Source organism: Lacisediminihabitans sp. (assembly GCF_043726815.1).
Classification (GTDB): Bacteria; Actinomycetota; Actinomycetes; order Actinomycetales; family Microbacteriaceae; genus Lacisediminihabitans.
The window spans coordinates 1-16,759 of the sequence record NZ_JAYSJZ010000098.1 but is presented as its reverse complement, the minus strand read 5'-3'; the positions used below and the strand labels follow the sequence as shown (position 1 = coordinate 16,759).

Genomic DNA, 16,759 nt, shown 5'->3' with positions numbered 1-16,759 from the left:
GCGTAACGGGGAGTCTGGCGCCCTCGGCCCGCCTAGAGTCCCTCCGCGATGGCGGCGGTCGCGCGAAGCCACGCCTCGCGGGTGGCCGGTGCGAGGGCGTCGATCACCAGCGGCCCTCCCGCCACCAGTGCCGGGTCGTATGGCACGTCCACGACCGCGCGGGTGAGCTGACCGAAGTGGTCGTGCAGCCGCGCGGAGAGCTGCTCGTCGGCGTTCTTCGCCGGGGACGCCAGGATGGTCACCGCCTGGTCGACCTTGTCCGAATGCCCCTTCTGGCGTAGCCCGTCGAGCAGGGAGGCGGCTCCGTATGCGGTGTCCTCGCGGATGGTGGAGACGATCACGAGCTGGTCGGCGGTCTCGACGGCCGCCTCCCAGTTCGACGCCCGCATGTTGTTCCCGGTGTCGATCACGAGCACCCGGTAGAAACGGCTGAGGGTGGCGTGGAGCTTGCGGAACGCGTCGGCGTCGATGCTCGCGGCACCGGCCGGGTCCAGGTCGGAGGCGAGCGCGTCGAACTGGGCGTCGCCCTGGGCCCGCACGTAGTTGTCGAGATCGCCCACGCGCACGGAGCGGGGATCGGCGAACCGGTCGAGCGCGCGCAGCAGGTCGACGGCCGTGTTGGTGTGCCGGGCGGCCTGCGCCCGCACGCCCAGGGTGCCCATCGTCTCGTTGTTGTCCCAGGCCAGGGTGTACCCGCCGCGGTATATGCCGAGGGTGGCGGCGATCAACAGGGTCGTGGTGGTCTTGTGCGCACCTCCCTTGGGATTGAGCACGACGATCGTGCGCGGCCCGTTGAGGCTGCGCTGCACGGCGGTGATCGCGGCCCGGTGGGCTCGCTCCCCCGAGCCCGGTGTCGGCGAGATCAGGCCCGCGGAGAGGCGGCGAACGGCACCCTGCCAGCCCCATCCCGCCGGGCCGGCCGGGGGCTCCGGGCGGGAGTCCAGGAAGTCGGCGAGGGTCGGGGGCGTGGCGGATTCGCCGTCGAGCGCCCCCGCGAACGAGCGGGAGTCAGGCGCCGAAATCGGCATCGGAAAGACGGACTCCTCGTCGAGAGCGGGCAGGGCAGCCCGCGGCGCTGGTTCGGACGCCGCAGGTTCGGGCAGTGCCGGCTCGGGCGGAAGGGGCATGGCCGTCTCCCGCCTGACGGCGGAGACCGGTTCGGCCCGGCCGTCTTCGGCCGGCGGCACCAGGATGGGGCGGGTCTGCGGGGGAACCCCGGCCCCCACTCCCTCGACGCGTCCGTCGGGGTGCACCAGCAGCTCGCCCTGGCCGGACTCATCCTCCGTCGTGATGTAGAGGGCGCGACCGCTGACCCGCGCGCGGGTCGTCACGTGGGCGATGATTTCCTCCCGCACACCGGCATCGTCGGCGGCGACGATGGGGTGGCTGAGACCGTCGACGAGTACCTCGCCGGCGGTGCTTCCGCGAACAATCACATGGATGCGGGGTTGGGCGGTTTCTTCCTGAGACATGGGTGAACGGTTCCGTTCTTACTCAATGCGGTGGTTTTGCGCCGCCTGAGCAGCATAGTGTGCCCCGTTCGGGGGTGCCCGACCGGCCGCCCTGCGCCGCGTGCGCCCTGAAGGGGGGACTGTACCGAACTGTCGGTATACGCGAGCATGGTTCAAGAAAAAGGAGGCCGCATGTTGTCGATCGCGTACCTGAGTTCAGCGAGCCGCGCGTACTCCGACGAGGACCTGGCGCGACTGCTCACGAGCATTCGCGGAAACAACGCCCGGCTCGGCATCACGGGCATCCTGTTGTACAGCAACAGCCAGTTCATGCAGGTTCTCGAGGGTCCGGACGAGGCGGTGCGGGCACGCTACGCCGCCATCGCCGTCGATCCTCGACACTTCGGCGTCCGGATGCTCAGCGTGGAGTCCATCACCGAACGGCACTATCCGAGCTGGCGGATGGGCTACCGCGCGCTCACGGACAGCTTCTCGCGGTCCATCCCCGGCTACGACGACTTCTTCCACCAACCGCAGAGCCCGACAAACGTGTCGGAGACCGCTGAGCGGGCGCTGCGGCTGCTCGATTGGTTCCGCGACAACTCGCTGCCCGTCGGCCAGACGGCGTAGGCCTCGCCCCGAGGCCGCCGGATCCCCGGCCGCCTGTCCCCGCCCTGGTGCGCCCCGCCCCAACGTTCATAACTCCTGCAAAACCTCGCATCGAGGCCGTGCAAGTCCTGAATTCCCGGGGTTGCGGCAGGCGGCGTGCCGGGATTTGCCGGAGTTATGCGCGCGGCTTGGCCGGTTCGGCGGCCCGGCCCGGCGTGGCCCGACCGGCTCGGGCGGCCCCGGATCGTCGTCGGGCGGAGGGATCTCGCTCGCCGCCCCGCGTTCACAACTCAGGCAGGATGCTCCCGCGCGGCCGCGCGCGGCCCCAATTCCCGGGGCGCGACGGGCGGCGGGCCGAGATCAGCCTGAGTCATGCGCGCGCCGGCGGCGGCCTCAGGCGGTGGGGAGCTCGCTCGCCATCCCGGCATGAACCGGCACGAACTCGATCATGTTCCTGGGGTGCACGGTCTTGGCCGGGCCGCGAGAGAACCCCTTCGCGTCCAGGTGGTTCTGGGCACGGAACTCCGCCAGGGTCGTGTCGTAGATCGCGTTGACCTGCTCGCCCGAGAACACCTCTGATGACCCGTCGGCAAACGTGATGGAAATGGTGGCGGAAGTCGGGAAGTGCCTGTTCATGCGGATGAAGCCGTCGGAATCCTGATGGAGGGTGATCATTTCGTTCCCGTCTACGCGATAGTTCGCCGCTGACACGCTACAGGCCGCACGAGTCGACGGCGGCCTGATCATGGATGAACTCGTGCTGCGCCGTGGGCGGCCGCGAAAAAAGGGGCGGCCGCGATACCTCGAGACCGCCCGGGAACTCGCGACCGCCCGCCCCTCGGGGTGCGCCCCGGCTCAGCGCACCGACTTGCGCTCGTAGATCGCCATCGACCAGGCGTACCCGACGGCCGTGATCACGACGCACCAGCCGATCGCGAGCGTCGGGTTCCAGCCGAGCGGTGTGCCGAGCAGCAACCCCCGGATGGTCTCGATGAACGGGGTGAACGGCTGGTACTGGGCGAACCACTGCAGCCAGGCCGGCATCGACGCCGTCGGCACGAAACCGCTGCCGAGAAGTGGCAGGAGGGTGAGGATCATCGGCAGGTTGCTGGCGGTCTCGACAGTCTTCGACTGCATTCCCATGGCGACCCCGATCCAGCTGACCGCGAACGAGATGAACACGATGAGGCCGACGGCGGCGAGCCACTCGATCGGCCCGGCGGATGGGCGGAAGCCCACGGCCAGGCCGACGCCGAGCACCAGGGCGACCGCGATGACCGCCTGGATGGTGTTGCCGAGCACGTGTCCGGCGAGTACCGCCGCCCGGGAGATCGCCATCGTGCGGAACCGGGCGGTGATGCCCTCGGTCATGTCCATCGAGACCGTGATGGCGGCGCCACTGGCGGTGCCCGCGATGGTGATGAGCAGGATGCCCGGCATCACGTAGGCGAGGTAGGCGTCCCGCCCGGCCGCCGGGTCCACGCCGGGCAGGCCGGCCCCGAGCGTGCCGCCGAAGACGAACACGACGAGCAGCAGGATCACCACCGGTCCCAGGATGGTGAACATCGACAGGCCGGGATAGCGCACGATGTGCAGCAGGTTGCGGCGCAGCATCGTGATCGAGTCGGCGACGACGTGCGACTGTGGACGCGCGCCCAGGGCCGTCTGGCGCGGGGCGATCGTGGTGGTCATGATTCGTTTCCCTTCCTGTCTGTCAGGTCCGACCGACCCTTCGTGCCGGTCAGGGCGAAGAAGACGTCGTCGAGATCCGGGGTGTGGATGCTGAGGTCGTCCACCTCGAGGCCCGCCGAGTCGAGGCGGTCCAGCACGGTTCGCAGGGCGCGCACCCCGCCGTCGGTGGGCACGGTGAGTGCCAGGCCGGCATCGTCCCGAGTGGACCCGTCGCGCGCGGACTCGGGGCCGTGCTCGCGCAGGGCGCGGGAGGCGCCGTCGAGCGCCGCGGCATCCGCGAACCGGAGCCGGATGTGCCCGCCCGGCACGAGGCGCTTGAGCTCCTCCGGCGTGCCGGCCGCGACGATGCGTCCACCGTCTAGCACCGCGATCCGGTCCGCGAGTTCGTCCGCCTCGTCGAGGTTCTGGGTGGTGAGCAGCACGGTCGTGCCGTCCGCGACGAGGTCGCGCACGATGTCCCACATGGTGTGGCGGCTGCGCGGGTCCAGCCCCGTGGTGGGCTCGTCGAGAAAGATCACGCCCGGCGTGCTGACGAGGGTCATCGCGAGGTCGAGGCGGCGCTGCATCCCGCCGGAGTAGGTGGCGAGTGGTTTGCGGGCGGCCTCGACCAGGTCGAACTGCTCGAGCAGCTCGGCCACCCGCGTCTTCGCACGCCTCGCCCCCAGGTGGCGCAGCCGGGCCATCAGCAGCAGGTTCTCTTCGCTCGTGAGCAGCTTGTCGACCGCCGAGAACTGCCCGGTCAGGCCGATGACCGCGCGCACGCCGGCCGGATCGCGAACGACGTCGCAGCCGTTCACGTGCGCCGTGCCGCCGTCGGGCCGCAGGAGAGTGCTGAGGATGTGCACGGTCGTGGTCTTGCCGGCGCCGTTGGGGCCGAGAAGCGCGGTGACGGTGCCCGGTGCAACCGTGAGGTCGACGTCGTCGAGCACGGTCTTCTTGCCGTAGGACTTGCGCAGCCCACGGACTTCGATCGCGGGGATTGTCATGGTGTCGTGCCCTTCTGTTCGAGGCCCGGGACTACCGGGCGCGTTGGATGGTGATGTCACCGAACTGGGTGCGTGCGCGCACTGCCACCGACGAGTCGGAGGTGTCGGGGGCGCGGTCGCCGTCGAGCTGGTTGCGCACTCGTCCCTCTTTCGACGACAGGTCGAGCCAGGCGGGAACACCCTCGCGCACGCCGATGGCGATCAGGCCGTAGCCGCTGTCGACCTGGATGGACCCGCTCGACACCTCGTGCAGTTGGATGCTGCCGTACGCGGTCTTCGCGGTCACCGAGGCGAGAGCCCTGGTGACCTCGAGGTCGCCGTAGGAGAGCTTCGCTTCGAGCTCGCCGCCGATCTCCCCGACCGTGACGTTGCCGTGAGAGGCCTTGAGGAGGGCATCCCCCGTGACAGTGCCGACCTTGATCTGGCCGTGGTCTGCGGTGATCTCGATCCCGCCGTGCGCGCTGCCCACGATCGCGGCGCCGTGCCCCGCGCGCAGCCAGAGGTCGCCGGTGGAGTCGACGTCGATCCCACCGGTCGAGGCCTTGATGCGGGTGGCGCCGAGGCGGCCGACGGTGCGCACCAGGCCGACCGCAAGCTCCGCGGTGAGCCGTGATCCGGTGGGAAGCTCGACCCTGAGGTCGACGGACTCGGTGGGGCCCACGAAGCTGATTCGTGGCCGCGGGCCCTTGACAGTGAGCCGCTCGCCATCGAAGTCGACTTTCGTCTCTTCCGCGCCTCGGCGATCGACGGCCTTCTCCGGGTTGGTGGGCGACACGGTGATGACGGTGTCTGTACGGTCACTGGCGATGACCTCGATCTCGCCGACCGGCAGGTTGATGGCGACGTCGATCGGTGTGGGGGTCGTGAATGTGGGCATGCTGGCGCTTCCGTTCTGTAGGCGTGGCTGACGGGCCCCGCGGGATCGCGGGGCTGGGGAGTGCTGGGCGGGAAGGCTTATCGCGCCCAGCCGGCGAAGTTGTCGCCGGTGCGCAGAGTGCGCTGCGCGGATCGTCGCTGTTTGGGTTGCAGGGCCGCCGCGACCGCACGCACCAGCCAGGTGTTGACGGACAGGCCGTCGGCGGCGGCCGCCTCGTCCACCCGGGTCTTGAGGGCATCCGGCAGCCTAAGCGTGGTGCGCGAGGTGCTCGCATCGTCGAGATCGACGGATGCGACGGTGCGGTCGTCGTCGTCGGGCTCCGTAGTCGATTGCGTGACCACGAACTCGATCTCGCGTCCGCGCAGCCGCAGGTCGACCGAGCCAGGCGCGAGGTCGCGGGTGATCTCGCCGGCCGCGGCCGACAGGGCGTCGAGCAGCACGAGCCGGGTCGCGGCATCCAGCCCGGCGGCGAGCCGTTCGGCCACGGCGCGGGTGTCGTTCGAGCCGTTCGCCGCGGCATCCACGAGCTGGCGCTGCAGATCGGTGACGTACTGTCCAAGTTCCATGTCACCAGAATGACACCATCGTGGTGTCATGTCAAGCGTGAGTGGTGTCATCCCCGCGAAATGACCGCGATCTGTAGGCTGGCGCCCGGCCTGGCCGAGTCTCTCCCGCTGCCATCGGGGATCGTCGTCAACACCTGCCGGCGGGCCGACGCGGGCTGAGCATCCTCAGGAGATCGCGGCCGTCACCAGTTCGGCGACTCGCTTCTCCACCGCCGGGCTCCACTTCTCCAGCGCGTAGGACACCGGCCAGATCTCGCTGTCGTCGAGGTGGGCGGCGTCCTGAAACTCGAGGGTCGAGTATCGGGAGTTGAACTTGCCCGCGTTCTTGAAGGCGAAGACGATCTTGCCGTCGTCGTTCGTGTAGGCGGGCATGCCGTACCAGGTCTTCGGCCACAGCCCCGGCGCGCTCGCCGTCACCGTGGCGTGCACGCGTTCGGCGAGCACCCGGTCGTCCGGCGCCATCTTCGCGATGCTGTCGAGCAACGCATGCAGGCCGTCCGCCCTCTTGGCGCCGGCCTTGCCCTCGGCGCGCAGCTCCGCCGCGCGACCCTTCATCGCGGCACGCTCCTCGGCGGTGAAGCCGCCGGATTCGGAATTCGTGGGCATTCTGGCTCTCCGTTCGTTACGCGCGCGGCTGGACGTGGTCGCCGCCTTCGTTCACAGGCTAGGCCGACCCGCTCGTCGGCGCTTCTCGGATCCTGCTCGTTTCCCGCCGACTGCGGGCTCTCTCTCGGCGGCCAGGCCGAGGTCGGCCCGATCGAATGGCCGGTGGTGGCGGGAGCGTCAACGGGGTAGTTCGTTTGCGTGTGTGCCCGTTTGTCGAGATCGGGCACGGTCGTGGTGCCCCAATCGCGACAAACAGGCCCAATCGCGAGCTATCCGGTTCGGTGACGTGCATACGAACATCGACTTACGAGGTGACATCAGAGGGCCTCGTACGTGACCGGCGCAATCGTGCCGGTCGACGGCGGTGCTACCGCCTGAGGCGAATCTCCGACACCTGCGGGAGCCTCGCCGTGTCGGCCGAGAAAGGCGTTCAAAGCTCTTGTCAGGGAGGGCGCCGAGGTGCTATTGTCTGCCTGAGAGCGCTCTCACCCGTGGCATCGTCGCCGGCGACACGAGCACTCACTCTTCCCCCAGAGAGCAGGACCAGCAATGTCGCTATCCTTTTTCCGCCCGAGCTTAGTTGCCTCAAAACTCCGGAGCCGGAAGGTGTCGCGACTGCACGTGCGGCTCGTCGCTGGCGCCATTGCCATCGCGCTCGGCGTGATGACGGCCGGCACGGGGCTGGTGGTGGCTCCCGCTGCTGCTCTGGCCGCGCCGGCCAAACCGACACCCGTGGCCACCCCGGATTTCGGCCCGAACGTGCGAATCTTCGACCCCAGCATGCCCATTGCCGACATCCAGGCCGCGGTCGATGCCATTTCGGCCCAGCAGGTCGATGACGAAATGGGGACGAACCGATATTCCCTGCTGTTCAAACCCGGGATCTACGGCACCGCCGCGAATCCCCTCATCATCAAGGTCGGCTACTACACCGAGGTCGCGGGCCTGGGCGTCTCGCCCACGGATGTCACGATCAACGGCCACGTCGACGTCTACAACCGGTGCCGGCCGACCACGGGCTGCATCGCGCTGGACAGCTTCTGGCGCTCCGTGTCGAACCTCACCATCAACGTCATGGGCCTGGACGGCTGCCGGTCCAGCGCCAACTTCTGGGCCGCCTCTCAGGCCGCGCCGATGCGACGGGTCAACATCACCGGCGGCAAGCTGTCGCTGATGGATTACTGCACCGACGGGCCGCAGTACGCCAGCGGCGGCTTCATCGCCGATTCCAAGACGGGCGATGTCATCAACGGCTCGCAGCAGCAGTACCTCGTGAGAGACAGCAGCGTCGGTTCCTGGTCGAACGGCGTCTGGAACCAGGTGTTCGCCGGGGCGCAGGGCGCACCCGCGCAGTCCTACCCCGATCCGCCGTACACCACGCTGGCCAAGAACCCGGCCAGCCGGGAGAAGCCCTACCTCTACGTGGATTCCGCAGGCGCGTGGCAGGTATTCGTGCCGGCGCCCAGGGCCAACTACTCCGGAACCACCTGGGAGAACGGACCCACTCTCGGGCGCTCGATCGCGTTGTCGAAGTTCTTCGTCGCCAAGCCGTCCGACTCGGTGGCAGCCATCAACAGCCAGCTCGCCAAAGGCCTCAACCTGTTGATCACACCCGGGGTCTATGCCATCAACAAGACGATCACCGTCAAGAACGCGGACACCGTGGTGCTCGGCATGGGAATGGCCACGTTGACCGCAGTGGGCGGAGCACTCGTGATGAGCACCGCCGATGTCCAGGGCATCGACATCGCCGGCATTACGATCGATGCGGGTACCACCAATTCGCCGGTGCTGCTGCAGATCGGCACCAAGGCCCACCACAGCGGGACGAGCAATCCGGGCGACCCGACCGCCCTGCAGGACGTCTTCTTCCGGGTCGGGGGACCGCACGTTGGAAAGGCCACCGTCAGCCTGGAGGTCAACAGCGACAACACCATCCTCGACGACATCTGGGCCTGGCGCGCCGATCACGGCACCGCCGGCAGCGTCGGCTGGACCATCAACACCGGCCAGAACGGCGTCATCGTCAACGGCGATAACGTCACCGCCACTGGACTCTTCGTCGAGCACTACCAGCAGTACAACGTCATCTGGAACGGAGAGAACGGCAAGACCGTCTTCTTCCAGAACGAACTGCCGTATGACGCACCGAACCAGGCAGCCTGGCAGCACAACGGCGTCCTCGGTTGGGCCGGCTACAAGGTCGCCGACACGGTCACGACCAACGAACTGTGGGGCGGTGGCAGCTACGTCTACACCAATGTCGATCCCACCATCCACGCCGCCGTTGGCTTCGAGGTTCCCCGCAAGCCGGGCGTGAAGTTGCACGACCTCCTGACCGTCCAGCTGGGAGCTGGAACTCTTGACCACGTCATCAACGACAAAGGGTTGGCCGTGACGCAGGCGGGGGTCGGAGCCCCCAGTTGCGTGGTCCTCTACCCCTCTGACGACGCGACGGCGCCGACTGTCGCCATCACCGACGATGTTGCTGCTGGTGCCACCGCGACCGGCAAGGTCACGTTCACCTTCACCTTCAGTGAGGATGTCTGCAGCTTCACCGCCGACGACATCACCGTCACCGGTGGCTCGAGGGGATCGTTCACCCGCGTCAACGCTCGCACGGCGACCCTGGTCGTTCCGCCCACGGAGAACTCGAGAGGGAACATCAACGTGAGCCTGGCCGCGGCGACGTTCACCGATTTGGCGGGCAACGCGAACACTGCCGCCGCCACAGCCCAGCAGGCGTTCAACACGACCACGCCGCTGACGGTCGCCATCAGTGACAACATCCCGGCCGCTACCGCGACCGGCGATGTGACCTTCACGTTCACCTTCAGCAAGGACGTCGGCACTAGCTTCACGGCCGACGACGTGGTGGTCACTGGCGGCACGAAGGGCGCGTTCGTTCGCGTCGACGCCACGCACGCCACTCTGGTGGTGTCACCGCCGGCCAACGCGACGGGGACCGTCGCGGTCAGCGTGGCCGCGGGAACGTTTACCGATCTGGCCGGCAACGCCAACACCGCCGCTGCCACCGCGCAGCAGGCATTCAACACGACCTCGTCGCCGCCGCCGCCGCCCTCCTGGGTGATCACGTTCGATGACAGCGCGAAGACGTACACCCTGACCGACTTCGGTGACAACGGGGGCGCGGTCGTGGCCGATCCCGCCGGTGGAACCAACAAGGTCGCCACGGTGTCCAAGGATCTCCTGGCGTCGGCGACGGCGGGCACCACGGTATCCACCGGGGCCAACCTCTCCGTCGACACGATCCCGTTCACGGCCACTCAGACCCGGATGTCGATGCGCGTCTACAGCCCGGCCGCGGGCGTTCGCGTGCGGATCAAGGCCGAGAACGCCGGCAACCCGGGACAGAACGTCGAGACGGATGCCTTCACGACACTCGCCGGGGCGTGGGAGACCCTGACCTTCGACTTCGGCGACACGTCAACGCACTACATCCCCGACGGCCCGACGACGTACGACACGACCAAGCCGACCCAGAATCTGAACCTGGCCAACACCTACAACAAGGTGAGCGTCTTCTTCGACTACTTCGTCGGCGTCGGCGGCTACGCACCAATGCCCGCCGCCCGGACGTATTACTTCGATGACCTGACCTTCCTGACGGACGTGGCGCCCCCGCCGCCGCCGGTGCAGGGCACGGTCATCACGTTCGACGAAAGCACCCCGCCGGTGCTCACCGGCTTCGGTGGTGCGGCGGACTCGACAATCGCTTCCGACCCGGCCAATTCCGCCAACAAGGTGGCGAAGGTCGTCAAGGCGGTGGGCGCCGAGGTCTGGGCGGGTACCACGGTGTCGAACCTCCCTAACCAGGCAATCGCGCCGATCGGTTTCAGCGCCACCCAGAAGTCCGTGACGGCGCGCGTGTGGTCGCCCGACGCGGGAATCCAGGTGCGGCTGAAAGTGGAGAATGCGTCGAACGGCGCCCAGTCCGTCGAGACCGAGGCCACCACGACGGTGGCCGGCGGGTGGCAGACGTTAACGTTCAACTTCGCCAACCAGGCCGCCGGTACCCCCGCGCTGGACCTGGCCGTGACGTACAACAAGGTGTCGATCTTCTTCGACTTCGGCACTGCCGGAACAGGGAAGACCTACTACGCCGACGATCTGGACTTCACCTTCGGCGGCAGTCAGCCGCCACCGCCGCCCACTTCATGGGGGGTCACGTTCGATGACAGCACGAAGACCTACACCCTGACCGACTTCGGCGACAACGGGGGCGCGGTCGTGGCCGATCCCGCCGGTGGAACCAACAAGGTTGCCACGGTCTCCAAGGCCGTGACGGCGTCGGCGACGGCGGGCACCACGGTGTCCACCGGGGCCAACCTCTCCGTCGACACGATCCCGTTCACGGCCGCTCACACCAAGATGACCATGCGCGTCTACAGCCCGGCCCCGGGCATTCGTGTGCGAATGAAGGTGGAGAATGCCGGCAACCCCGGTCAGAACGTCGAGACCGATGCGTTCACCACGGTCGCTGGGGCCTGGGAGACGCTGACCTTCGACTTCGGCGACACGTCGACGCACTACATCCCCGACGGCCCGACGACCTACGACCTGACTAAGCCGACCCAGAATCTGAACCTGGCCAATACCTACAACAAGGTGAGCGTCTTCTTCGACTATTTCGTGGGCGTTGGCGGCTACGCACCGATGCCGGCCGACCGGACGTACTACTTCGACGACCTGAGCGGGGTTTACTAAGCAGCGGGTTCACTGAGTTGAAACGGCGCGGCCGCGGCATCCTTCGGGGCCGCCGCCGCGCCGCCCTTATGCCGCTGAAGGTGACGAGACGGAACACGGGTCCAGTTCAATCCAGAGATCGATGCACCCCACTGGTGGTGTTTGTTCTCAGCAGCCGCACCCACCGGTTCAGCGAACTTCTGCGGAGAATCGAGGGCATCTCCCAGAAGATGCTCACCCAAACCCTTCGAGACCTCGAGCGGGCGCACTGCGTCCAACGAACCGTCATCCCCAGTACCCCGGTGGCAGTCGAATACTCACTCACCCCGCTTGGCGAAACTCTGGTGGGCCCGCTGCACGGCATCATCAACTGGGCAACCGAACACGCCGCAGAAGCCGGATTTACCGAACCAAGCAGCGCCGTCGCGTAGATGGGTCATGGCCCCAGTCGATCGAGCCCCGCGGCACGATCCATCCGTTGAGGGCGACATCCAAGTCCGGATCGGGGCGCCTCGTGGCGGCCTGCGCGTCGGCGCTTCCGAGTCGCGGTCGCCCTCGCTCGATTCGGTGAATTCCGCGTGGTTTGCCGAGTTGCTTTGGCCGTCCCCGTCGCCTAGTCACTCCAAGCGGAGTTCTCTATCGTGTCGACGAAGTCGGCGCGGCGGAACGACGGGACGAAGTGTTCGAGCACGTCGGCGTTGACCGTTCCCGTCGTCGTGTGCGGCCGGTCGCGGAACCCGTCGAGGAACGCGGCGAGGATGCGCTTCTTGAAGTCGGGCCGCGGATGGGCGGCGATTACTGCTGAGATCTCCGCGGCGGAGATCCTGTCGAGGTTGATGCCGAGGACGTCGGTCTCGACGCCTGCGGTGGTCGCTGCGATCACCGGGCTCATCAGGTAAGGCACGGCCGGGGTCGTGTGCAGGGCGATTGCCGTCCAGACGGTGTCGCTGTCTACGGGCGAGAAGCCGTGGGAGGTCAGGAAGGCGCGCGCGTGGGCGGCGCCGTCGAGTTCGAACCGCTGGTCGTCGCTCTTGTACGGGGCGACGAGTCCGAGGTCGTGGAAGAGCGCGGCGACGTACAGCAGCTCGGGGTCTGGGACGGTGCCGAGAGCCCGCGCCTGGAGGGTCCCGAAGAGGAAGACACGGCGGGAGTGGTTGTAGATGAGTTCGTTGGTGGTGTCGCGGACGAGCTCCGTCGCCTCGACGACGAGGGTGCTGTCGGGGATGCTGATTCCTGCGATTGTCTCGATCACGATGGTTCGATTCCTGTTCTGCGTCTCCGGGCGGGCCGGAAGCGCGTGTGTTTGACTTGTTCACAGCTTGCGCTTCACCCCCTGCCGGGCACCCCGCTCCGATGGGCACGAATCCCTCGATTCAAGACATCGCCGAAGGGCCGTCTCATGCCGTCTGCCCCTCACAGAGTCGGGATCCTGCTCTTCGACGGGATGAAGATGCTCGACGTCGTCGGTCCCGCAGAGGTGTTCACCGAGGCGAACCTGTCGGGCGCTGATTACCGGATCAGCATGATCTCTGCAGACGGCGGCGACGTTCGCTCGTCGATCGGATTCCGGGTCCCTGTCGATACGTCGGCCGCGGCGGCTGGACGGTTCGACACCCTTCTCGTCGCCGGCGGCGAGGTGTTCCCCGAGAACCCGGTCGCCGACGAACTCGCGTCGGCAGCCCTCGAATTGTCGGCACGCTTCGCCCGCACCGCCTCGATCTGTACCGGAGCGTTCATCCTCGCCGCCGCCGGACTGTTGGACGGGAAGCGGGCGACAACCCACTGGAAACACACCCGCGAGTTGGCGAAGCGGTACCCCTCGATCCGGGTCGAGCCTGATTCGATCTTCGTGAAGGACCACACCACGTACTCGTCCGCCGGCGTCACCGCCGGTATCGACCTGGCCTTGGCGCTCCTCGAGCAAGACGAAGGCGCGGAACTCACCCGAACGGTCGCCCGCTCCTTGGTGGTGTACCTGCAGCGGGCGGGCGGTCAGTCCCAGTTCTCCGCCAATCTCGCAGGTCCCGGCCCGCGGACACCGCTGCTGCGGATGGTGGTCGACGCGATCAAGTCCGATCCGACCGGGGAGTACTCGGTCGTCAGCCTCGCCGAGCTCGCCCAGGTGAGTGCCCGGCATCTGACCCGGCTGTTCCACGAGGAACTCGACACCTCCCCGGCCAAGTACGTCGAGCTGATTCGCTTCGACACCGCCAAGGCGCTCCTCGACGCCGGATACAGCATCACCGACACGGCCGGGCGTTCCGGATTCGGCACCTCTGAATCCATGCGGCGGGCGTTCATCTCCCACCTGTCGATCCCGCCATCGAAGTACCGAGGCCGCTTCGCATCGACGATTTCGTCCTGAGCGTTCGGCTGACCGCTCCGATCCGGAGAGTTCTCCGCGCGAAGACCAGCTTCAGCGCGCGGCCTCCATCTCATGATTGGTGCCAAGTGCTGGGCCGGCCCGACCGGCGCAAGCACCGACCTTCCGGCCATACGCGGCACTGGTGGCTCCTGACGGGCTGACGGGGCGAACGAGGCCCAGAGCCCGTTCGCGACGGCCGAAATGTATCCTCTCCGCGTAGTGTGCACAACGTGGAAGGTGTTGAGCCGCTCGCGGTTGAGACGGTGGACCAGAATGCGGATGACACCAGCTAATGGTGGGGTAACTTGTGGCTTATGTCGGTGCGCAAGCGTGTTAATGGTGTTCTTTCCCAACTGACCGGGTATGAACTACGGCGCGTCCGGCGCGGAATAGGCGGCGAGGCCGCAGCGGGCACGATTCCGGCAGATATCGACGAGGAAGCCTCGGCGATCATCCGGATGGTACGGCCATACACGATGACGAACGTCGAGAAGCTGTACGCGGTGATCATGGCAGGGCGCTACATCACCCGGCACAACATTCCCGGGGCGGTAGTGGAATGCGGAGTGTGGCGCGGCGGGAGCATGCACGCGATTGCTCGGACGCTGGACGCTCTGGGCACACACGAGCGCGACTTGTACCTGTTCGACACGTATGAGGGCATGACCGCCCCCGGCCCGCGGGACCGGCGTGGCGATGGTCGAACCGCGGTCGAGATGTTGGCCTCCTACAGCAAGAATTCCCGCGTGTGGGCGTATGCGTCGCTGGAGGATGTGCAGGAGGGTTTCCGTCAGGTCCCCTATCCGGGGGAGAAGCTGCATTTCGTCAAGGGGCCTGTCGAGCGGACCATTCCCAGCGAGGCGCCCGACCGCATCGCCGTCCTGCGGCTGGACACGGACTGGTACGAATCGACCGCGCACGAGCTGGCACACCTGTACGACCGGCTCGTGCCGGGCGGTGTTCTTCTGCTCGACGACTACGGATGGTGGCAAGGTTCCCGCGAGGCCGTCGACGAGTTCCTCGCCCGCACTGACGCCCGTCTGTACCTCGCCCGAACCGGAAGTGGACGCGTAGCCATCAAACCCGTCGAGTGAGCCCGCACCGGCGCGGAGCAAGCGTCGCTCCGCCAGTCGGGTTCGGTGAGCGCGGTTGCCTGGGTTTGATCTGAGTTTCCCGCTGGCGGGCCTCGGGGGCAAGACGGCGGCAGCGTTGCTGTGTGCCAGAGATCGTGCGCCGCGTTTGTGGGGCGGGGCTGGGGATGCCGCGATGACGGGTCAGGGCCATGCGGGCTGAGAAAAAAAAGAGCCGAATCTTCGGCTCTTTTTCTGAGCCCCCTGTCGGATTCGAACCGACGACCCCCGCTTTACAAGAGCGAAATGGACCCCGAAAACTAGGGGCAGATTCGGCAAAAAGCCCGGAATATCAACGAATTTCATGCCATGTGATGATCGCAAATAACGTCGGAAGTGAAGCGTTGGTGGGCAAAACGTGGGCAAAACCGCGCGGCCGGCACTAGTCGACCGCGCGAAGAGCCTACGAGGCTTCGAGCCACGCGCGCAGCGCGTCCCGCATCACGCTGCTTCGTGTGGTGTGGTCGCGCTGGGCGCGTTCGTTGAGTGCGGCATCCAGTTCTGGGTCCAGGCGGAGAGTTGCGACTTGCGCGATGGCGGAGCCGAGCCGGGGACGCCCGCGTTTCTTGAGATCGTCGACGTCGTAACCGGCTTCGGCTTCGTCCGCCCATTCGGCGATCTGTTCGTCGCTCACTGGCTTCCCGCCAATGGTGTCTCGGTCCATGTTCATTTCTCCTTTCACGGTAGTAGGTCGAGGTAGATGGTTCGTGCCTTCATCGCGTGGATGGAATATCGTATTACGAATTTGGCCCTTGGGAAAGGCGAGAGTTCAGGGCCGATTCAATCGATCGAGCCCCGCGGCACAATCCACTGAGCATGAAACTCGGGCATCACGCTCGCGATGTAATCGAAGTCTCGGTCGTAGTGCAGCAGCACGGCCTCGTTCTTGATCGCGTATGCCGCGATCAAGCTGTCCATGGCGCCGGCCGATCGAACCAAGCCGGCGTTCCAGAGCCGGTTCTGGATGAGCATTGCCTCCTCGTTTGTCGGATGGTCACGGCATTCTGGGAAGGCGGCCAGCTGGGCCATTAGCGCCGAGTGATCCGATCCGGTCCTTGCGCTGAAGCCCAGTTCGAGGGCGATAGGTGGGCAGATGAGGACGTCGTCGGGACGGGCCAGGTCGACCACTGACTTCACCGCGGCGACCACGCTGGCATCCGTCGAAAGACGAGCCCAGACGCTGTTGTCGATGAGGTATCGAGAGGGGCTTCTACGCGGGGCCTTAGTCGCCATACGGGATGGCCGTGGCATCGCGGTCAAGGGGGATTTGAGCGATCGCGTCGATCGCCTCGATCTGGCGACGACGCATTACGACGTCGCGAAGCGCGAGGTCGATCGCCTCCCGGTTGGTGCGCACGCCGAAGGAGCTTTTGGCAAGCCGAAGCAATTCACTGTCGATGTCTACGCTCGTGACCGCCATGAATCCTCCTATATAAGACCTCTGGCAATTCTATATAGTCGAGCCGAGACTGACAAGTATCAGCACCATGTGAGGTTGCCCACCTACGGGGTTTCAGCCCCGAGCGCAGCCCGTCGCGCAGCTGTGTCGAGGAGTAGCCGACGGCGGCTTCGTCGGCCCAGTAGAGGATCTGCTCGTCGGTCACCGACTTCCCGCCGAGGACGTCTCGTGCGGCCATGACGATCGATCGTCTATTCGTTTGCTTCTACCGCGGCGGCGAATAGGCAAACGAATAGTTGTGGGGTGTTTTGCCCTTGTCCCACCGCCATCCCCGAGCGAGCTCGCTTCCCGACCCCACACCCTCCGCAAGC

16 protein-coding genes, 1 tRNA gene and 1 pseudogene are annotated in these 16,759 nt (G+C 66.8%); 6 read left to right on the top strand and 12 right to left on the bottom strand.

Annotated features, from left to right (window positions below; all coding sequences use genetic code 11):
* Positions 1 to 32 precede the first annotated feature (32 nt).
* A complete protein-coding gene (locus ACHZD8_RS14650; RefSeq protein ID WP_394771164.1) occupies positions 33 to 1,472 on the bottom strand; it encodes a MinD/ParA family protein in 1,440 nt (479 codons plus the stop codon).
* Between the two features lie 171 nt (positions 1,473 to 1,643).
* Between ACHZD8_RS14650 and ACHZD8_RS14645 the strand changes: the two genes are divergently transcribed.
* Positions 1,644 to 2,081 carry a BLUF domain-containing protein gene (locus ACHZD8_RS14645; RefSeq protein WP_394771163.1) on the top strand — a complete coding sequence of 146 codons (438 nt, stop codon included), beginning with the start codon at positions 1,644 to 1,646 and terminating at the stop codon, positions 2,079 to 2,081.
* A gap of 372 nt (positions 2,082 to 2,453) precedes the next feature.
* Here the strand turns inward: ACHZD8_RS14645 and ACHZD8_RS14640 are convergent, their stop codons facing one another.
* The 6 genes from ACHZD8_RS14640 to ACHZD8_RS14615 all read right to left on the bottom strand — a co-directional run bounded on the left by ACHZD8_RS14640 (position 2,454) and on the right by ACHZD8_RS14615 (position 6,787).
* Positions 2,454 to 2,735, bottom strand: a complete 282-nt coding sequence (locus tag ACHZD8_RS14640) for a hypothetical protein (protein ID WP_394771162.1) — start codon at positions 2,733 to 2,735, stop codon at positions 2,454 to 2,456.
* Positions 2,736 to 2,915: 180 nt separating this feature from the next.
* Positions 2,916 to 3,752, bottom strand: coding sequence for an ABC transporter permease (locus ACHZD8_RS14635; protein ID WP_394771161.1), 837 nt, complete (start codon positions 3,750 to 3,752; stop codon positions 2,916 to 2,918).
* Entirely contained in the window at positions 3,749 to 4,738 is a 990-nt protein-coding gene (locus ACHZD8_RS14630; RefSeq protein ID WP_394771160.1) for an ATP-binding cassette domain-containing protein, read from the bottom strand. The genes ACHZD8_RS14635 and ACHZD8_RS14630 overlap by 4 nt, the downstream gene beginning before the upstream one ends.
* A 31-nt stretch (positions 4,739 to 4,769) precedes the next feature.
* Positions 4,770 to 5,615, bottom strand: coding sequence for a DUF4097 family beta strand repeat-containing protein (locus ACHZD8_RS14625; protein ID WP_394771159.1), 846 nt, complete (start codon positions 5,613 to 5,615; stop codon positions 4,770 to 4,772).
* A gap of 77 nt (positions 5,616 to 5,692) precedes the next feature.
* Positions 5,693 to 6,181, bottom strand: a complete 489-nt coding sequence (locus tag ACHZD8_RS14620) for a histidine kinase (RefSeq protein WP_394771158.1) — start codon at positions 6,179 to 6,181, stop codon at positions 5,693 to 5,695.
* Between the two features lie 165 nt (positions 6,182 to 6,346).
* The gene (locus ACHZD8_RS14615; RefSeq protein ID WP_394771157.1) at positions 6,347 to 6,787 is read right to left on the bottom strand and encodes an iron chaperone; all 441 of its coding nucleotides are present in this window, start codon (positions 6,785 to 6,787) and stop codon (positions 6,347 to 6,349) included.
* A 663-nt stretch (positions 6,788 to 7,450) separates the two neighbouring features.
* On the opposite strand from ACHZD8_RS14615, the pseudogene ACHZD8_RS14610 reads away from it, so the two are divergent.
* The 3 genes and pseudogenes from ACHZD8_RS14610 to ACHZD8_RS14600 form a co-directional block, all read left to right on the top strand.
* A pseudogene (locus tag ACHZD8_RS14610) lies at positions 7,451 to 9,229 on the top strand (adenylyl cyclase); the annotation flags it as partial.
* Positions 9,215 to 11,515, top strand: a complete 2,301-nt coding sequence (locus tag ACHZD8_RS14605; protein WP_394771196.1) for an Ig-like domain-containing protein — start codon at positions 9,215 to 9,217, stop codon at positions 11,513 to 11,515. The pseudogene ACHZD8_RS14610 and the gene ACHZD8_RS14605, both read left to right, overlap by 15 nt.
* 68 nt (positions 11,516 to 11,583) lie before the next feature.
* Positions 11,584 to 11,925 (top strand): winged helix-turn-helix transcriptional regulator, encoded by a 342-nt coding sequence (locus tag ACHZD8_RS14600; RefSeq protein ID WP_394771195.1) that lies wholly within the window; start codon positions 11,584 to 11,586, stop codon positions 11,923 to 11,925.
* Between the two features lie 182 nt (positions 11,926 to 12,107).
* On the opposite strand, the gene ACHZD8_RS14595 is transcribed toward ACHZD8_RS14600, so the two are convergent.
* Positions 12,108 to 12,746, bottom strand: coding sequence for an HD domain-containing protein (locus tag ACHZD8_RS14595; protein ID WP_394771156.1), 639 nt, complete (start codon positions 12,744 to 12,746; stop codon positions 12,108 to 12,110).
* A gap of 147 nt (positions 12,747 to 12,893) precedes the next feature.
* Between ACHZD8_RS14595 and ACHZD8_RS14590 the strand changes: the two genes are divergently transcribed.
* Positions 12,894 to 13,859 (top strand): GlxA family transcriptional regulator, encoded by a 966-nt coding sequence (locus tag ACHZD8_RS14590; protein ID WP_394771155.1) that lies wholly within the window; start codon positions 12,894 to 12,896, stop codon positions 13,857 to 13,859.
* A gap of 314 nt (positions 13,860 to 14,173) precedes the next feature.
* Complete coding sequence (locus tag ACHZD8_RS14585) at positions 14,174 to 14,953, top strand: TylF/MycF/NovP-related O-methyltransferase (RefSeq protein WP_394771154.1); 780 nt, start codon at positions 14,174 to 14,176, stop codon at positions 14,951 to 14,953.
* Positions 14,954 to 15,187: 234 nt separating this feature from the next.
* Here the strand turns inward: ACHZD8_RS14585 and ACHZD8_RS14580 are convergent.
* From ACHZD8_RS14580 to ACHZD8_RS14565, 4 genes are all read right to left on the bottom strand, one after another.
* Positions 15,188 to 15,257 (bottom strand) — tRNA-Thr (locus ACHZD8_RS14580).
* A gap of 135 nt (positions 15,258 to 15,392) precedes the next feature.
* Positions 15,393 to 15,653, bottom strand: a complete 261-nt coding sequence (locus ACHZD8_RS14575; RefSeq protein ID WP_394771153.1) for a ribbon-helix-helix protein, CopG family — start codon at positions 15,651 to 15,653, stop codon at positions 15,393 to 15,395.
* A 116-nt stretch (positions 15,654 to 15,769) separates the two neighbouring features.
* Positions 15,770 to 16,222 carry a PIN domain-containing protein gene (locus ACHZD8_RS14570; protein ID WP_394771152.1) on the bottom strand — a complete coding sequence of 151 codons (453 nt, stop codon included), beginning with the start codon at positions 16,220 to 16,222 and terminating at the stop codon, positions 15,770 to 15,772.
* The gene (locus ACHZD8_RS14565; protein WP_394771151.1) at positions 16,212 to 16,409 is read right to left on the bottom strand and encodes a type II toxin-antitoxin system VapB family antitoxin; all 198 of its coding nucleotides are present in this window, start codon (positions 16,407 to 16,409) and stop codon (positions 16,212 to 16,214) included. The genes ACHZD8_RS14570 and ACHZD8_RS14565 overlap by 11 nt, the downstream gene beginning before the upstream one ends.
* Between the last annotated feature and the right edge of the window lie 350 nt (positions 16,410 to 16,759).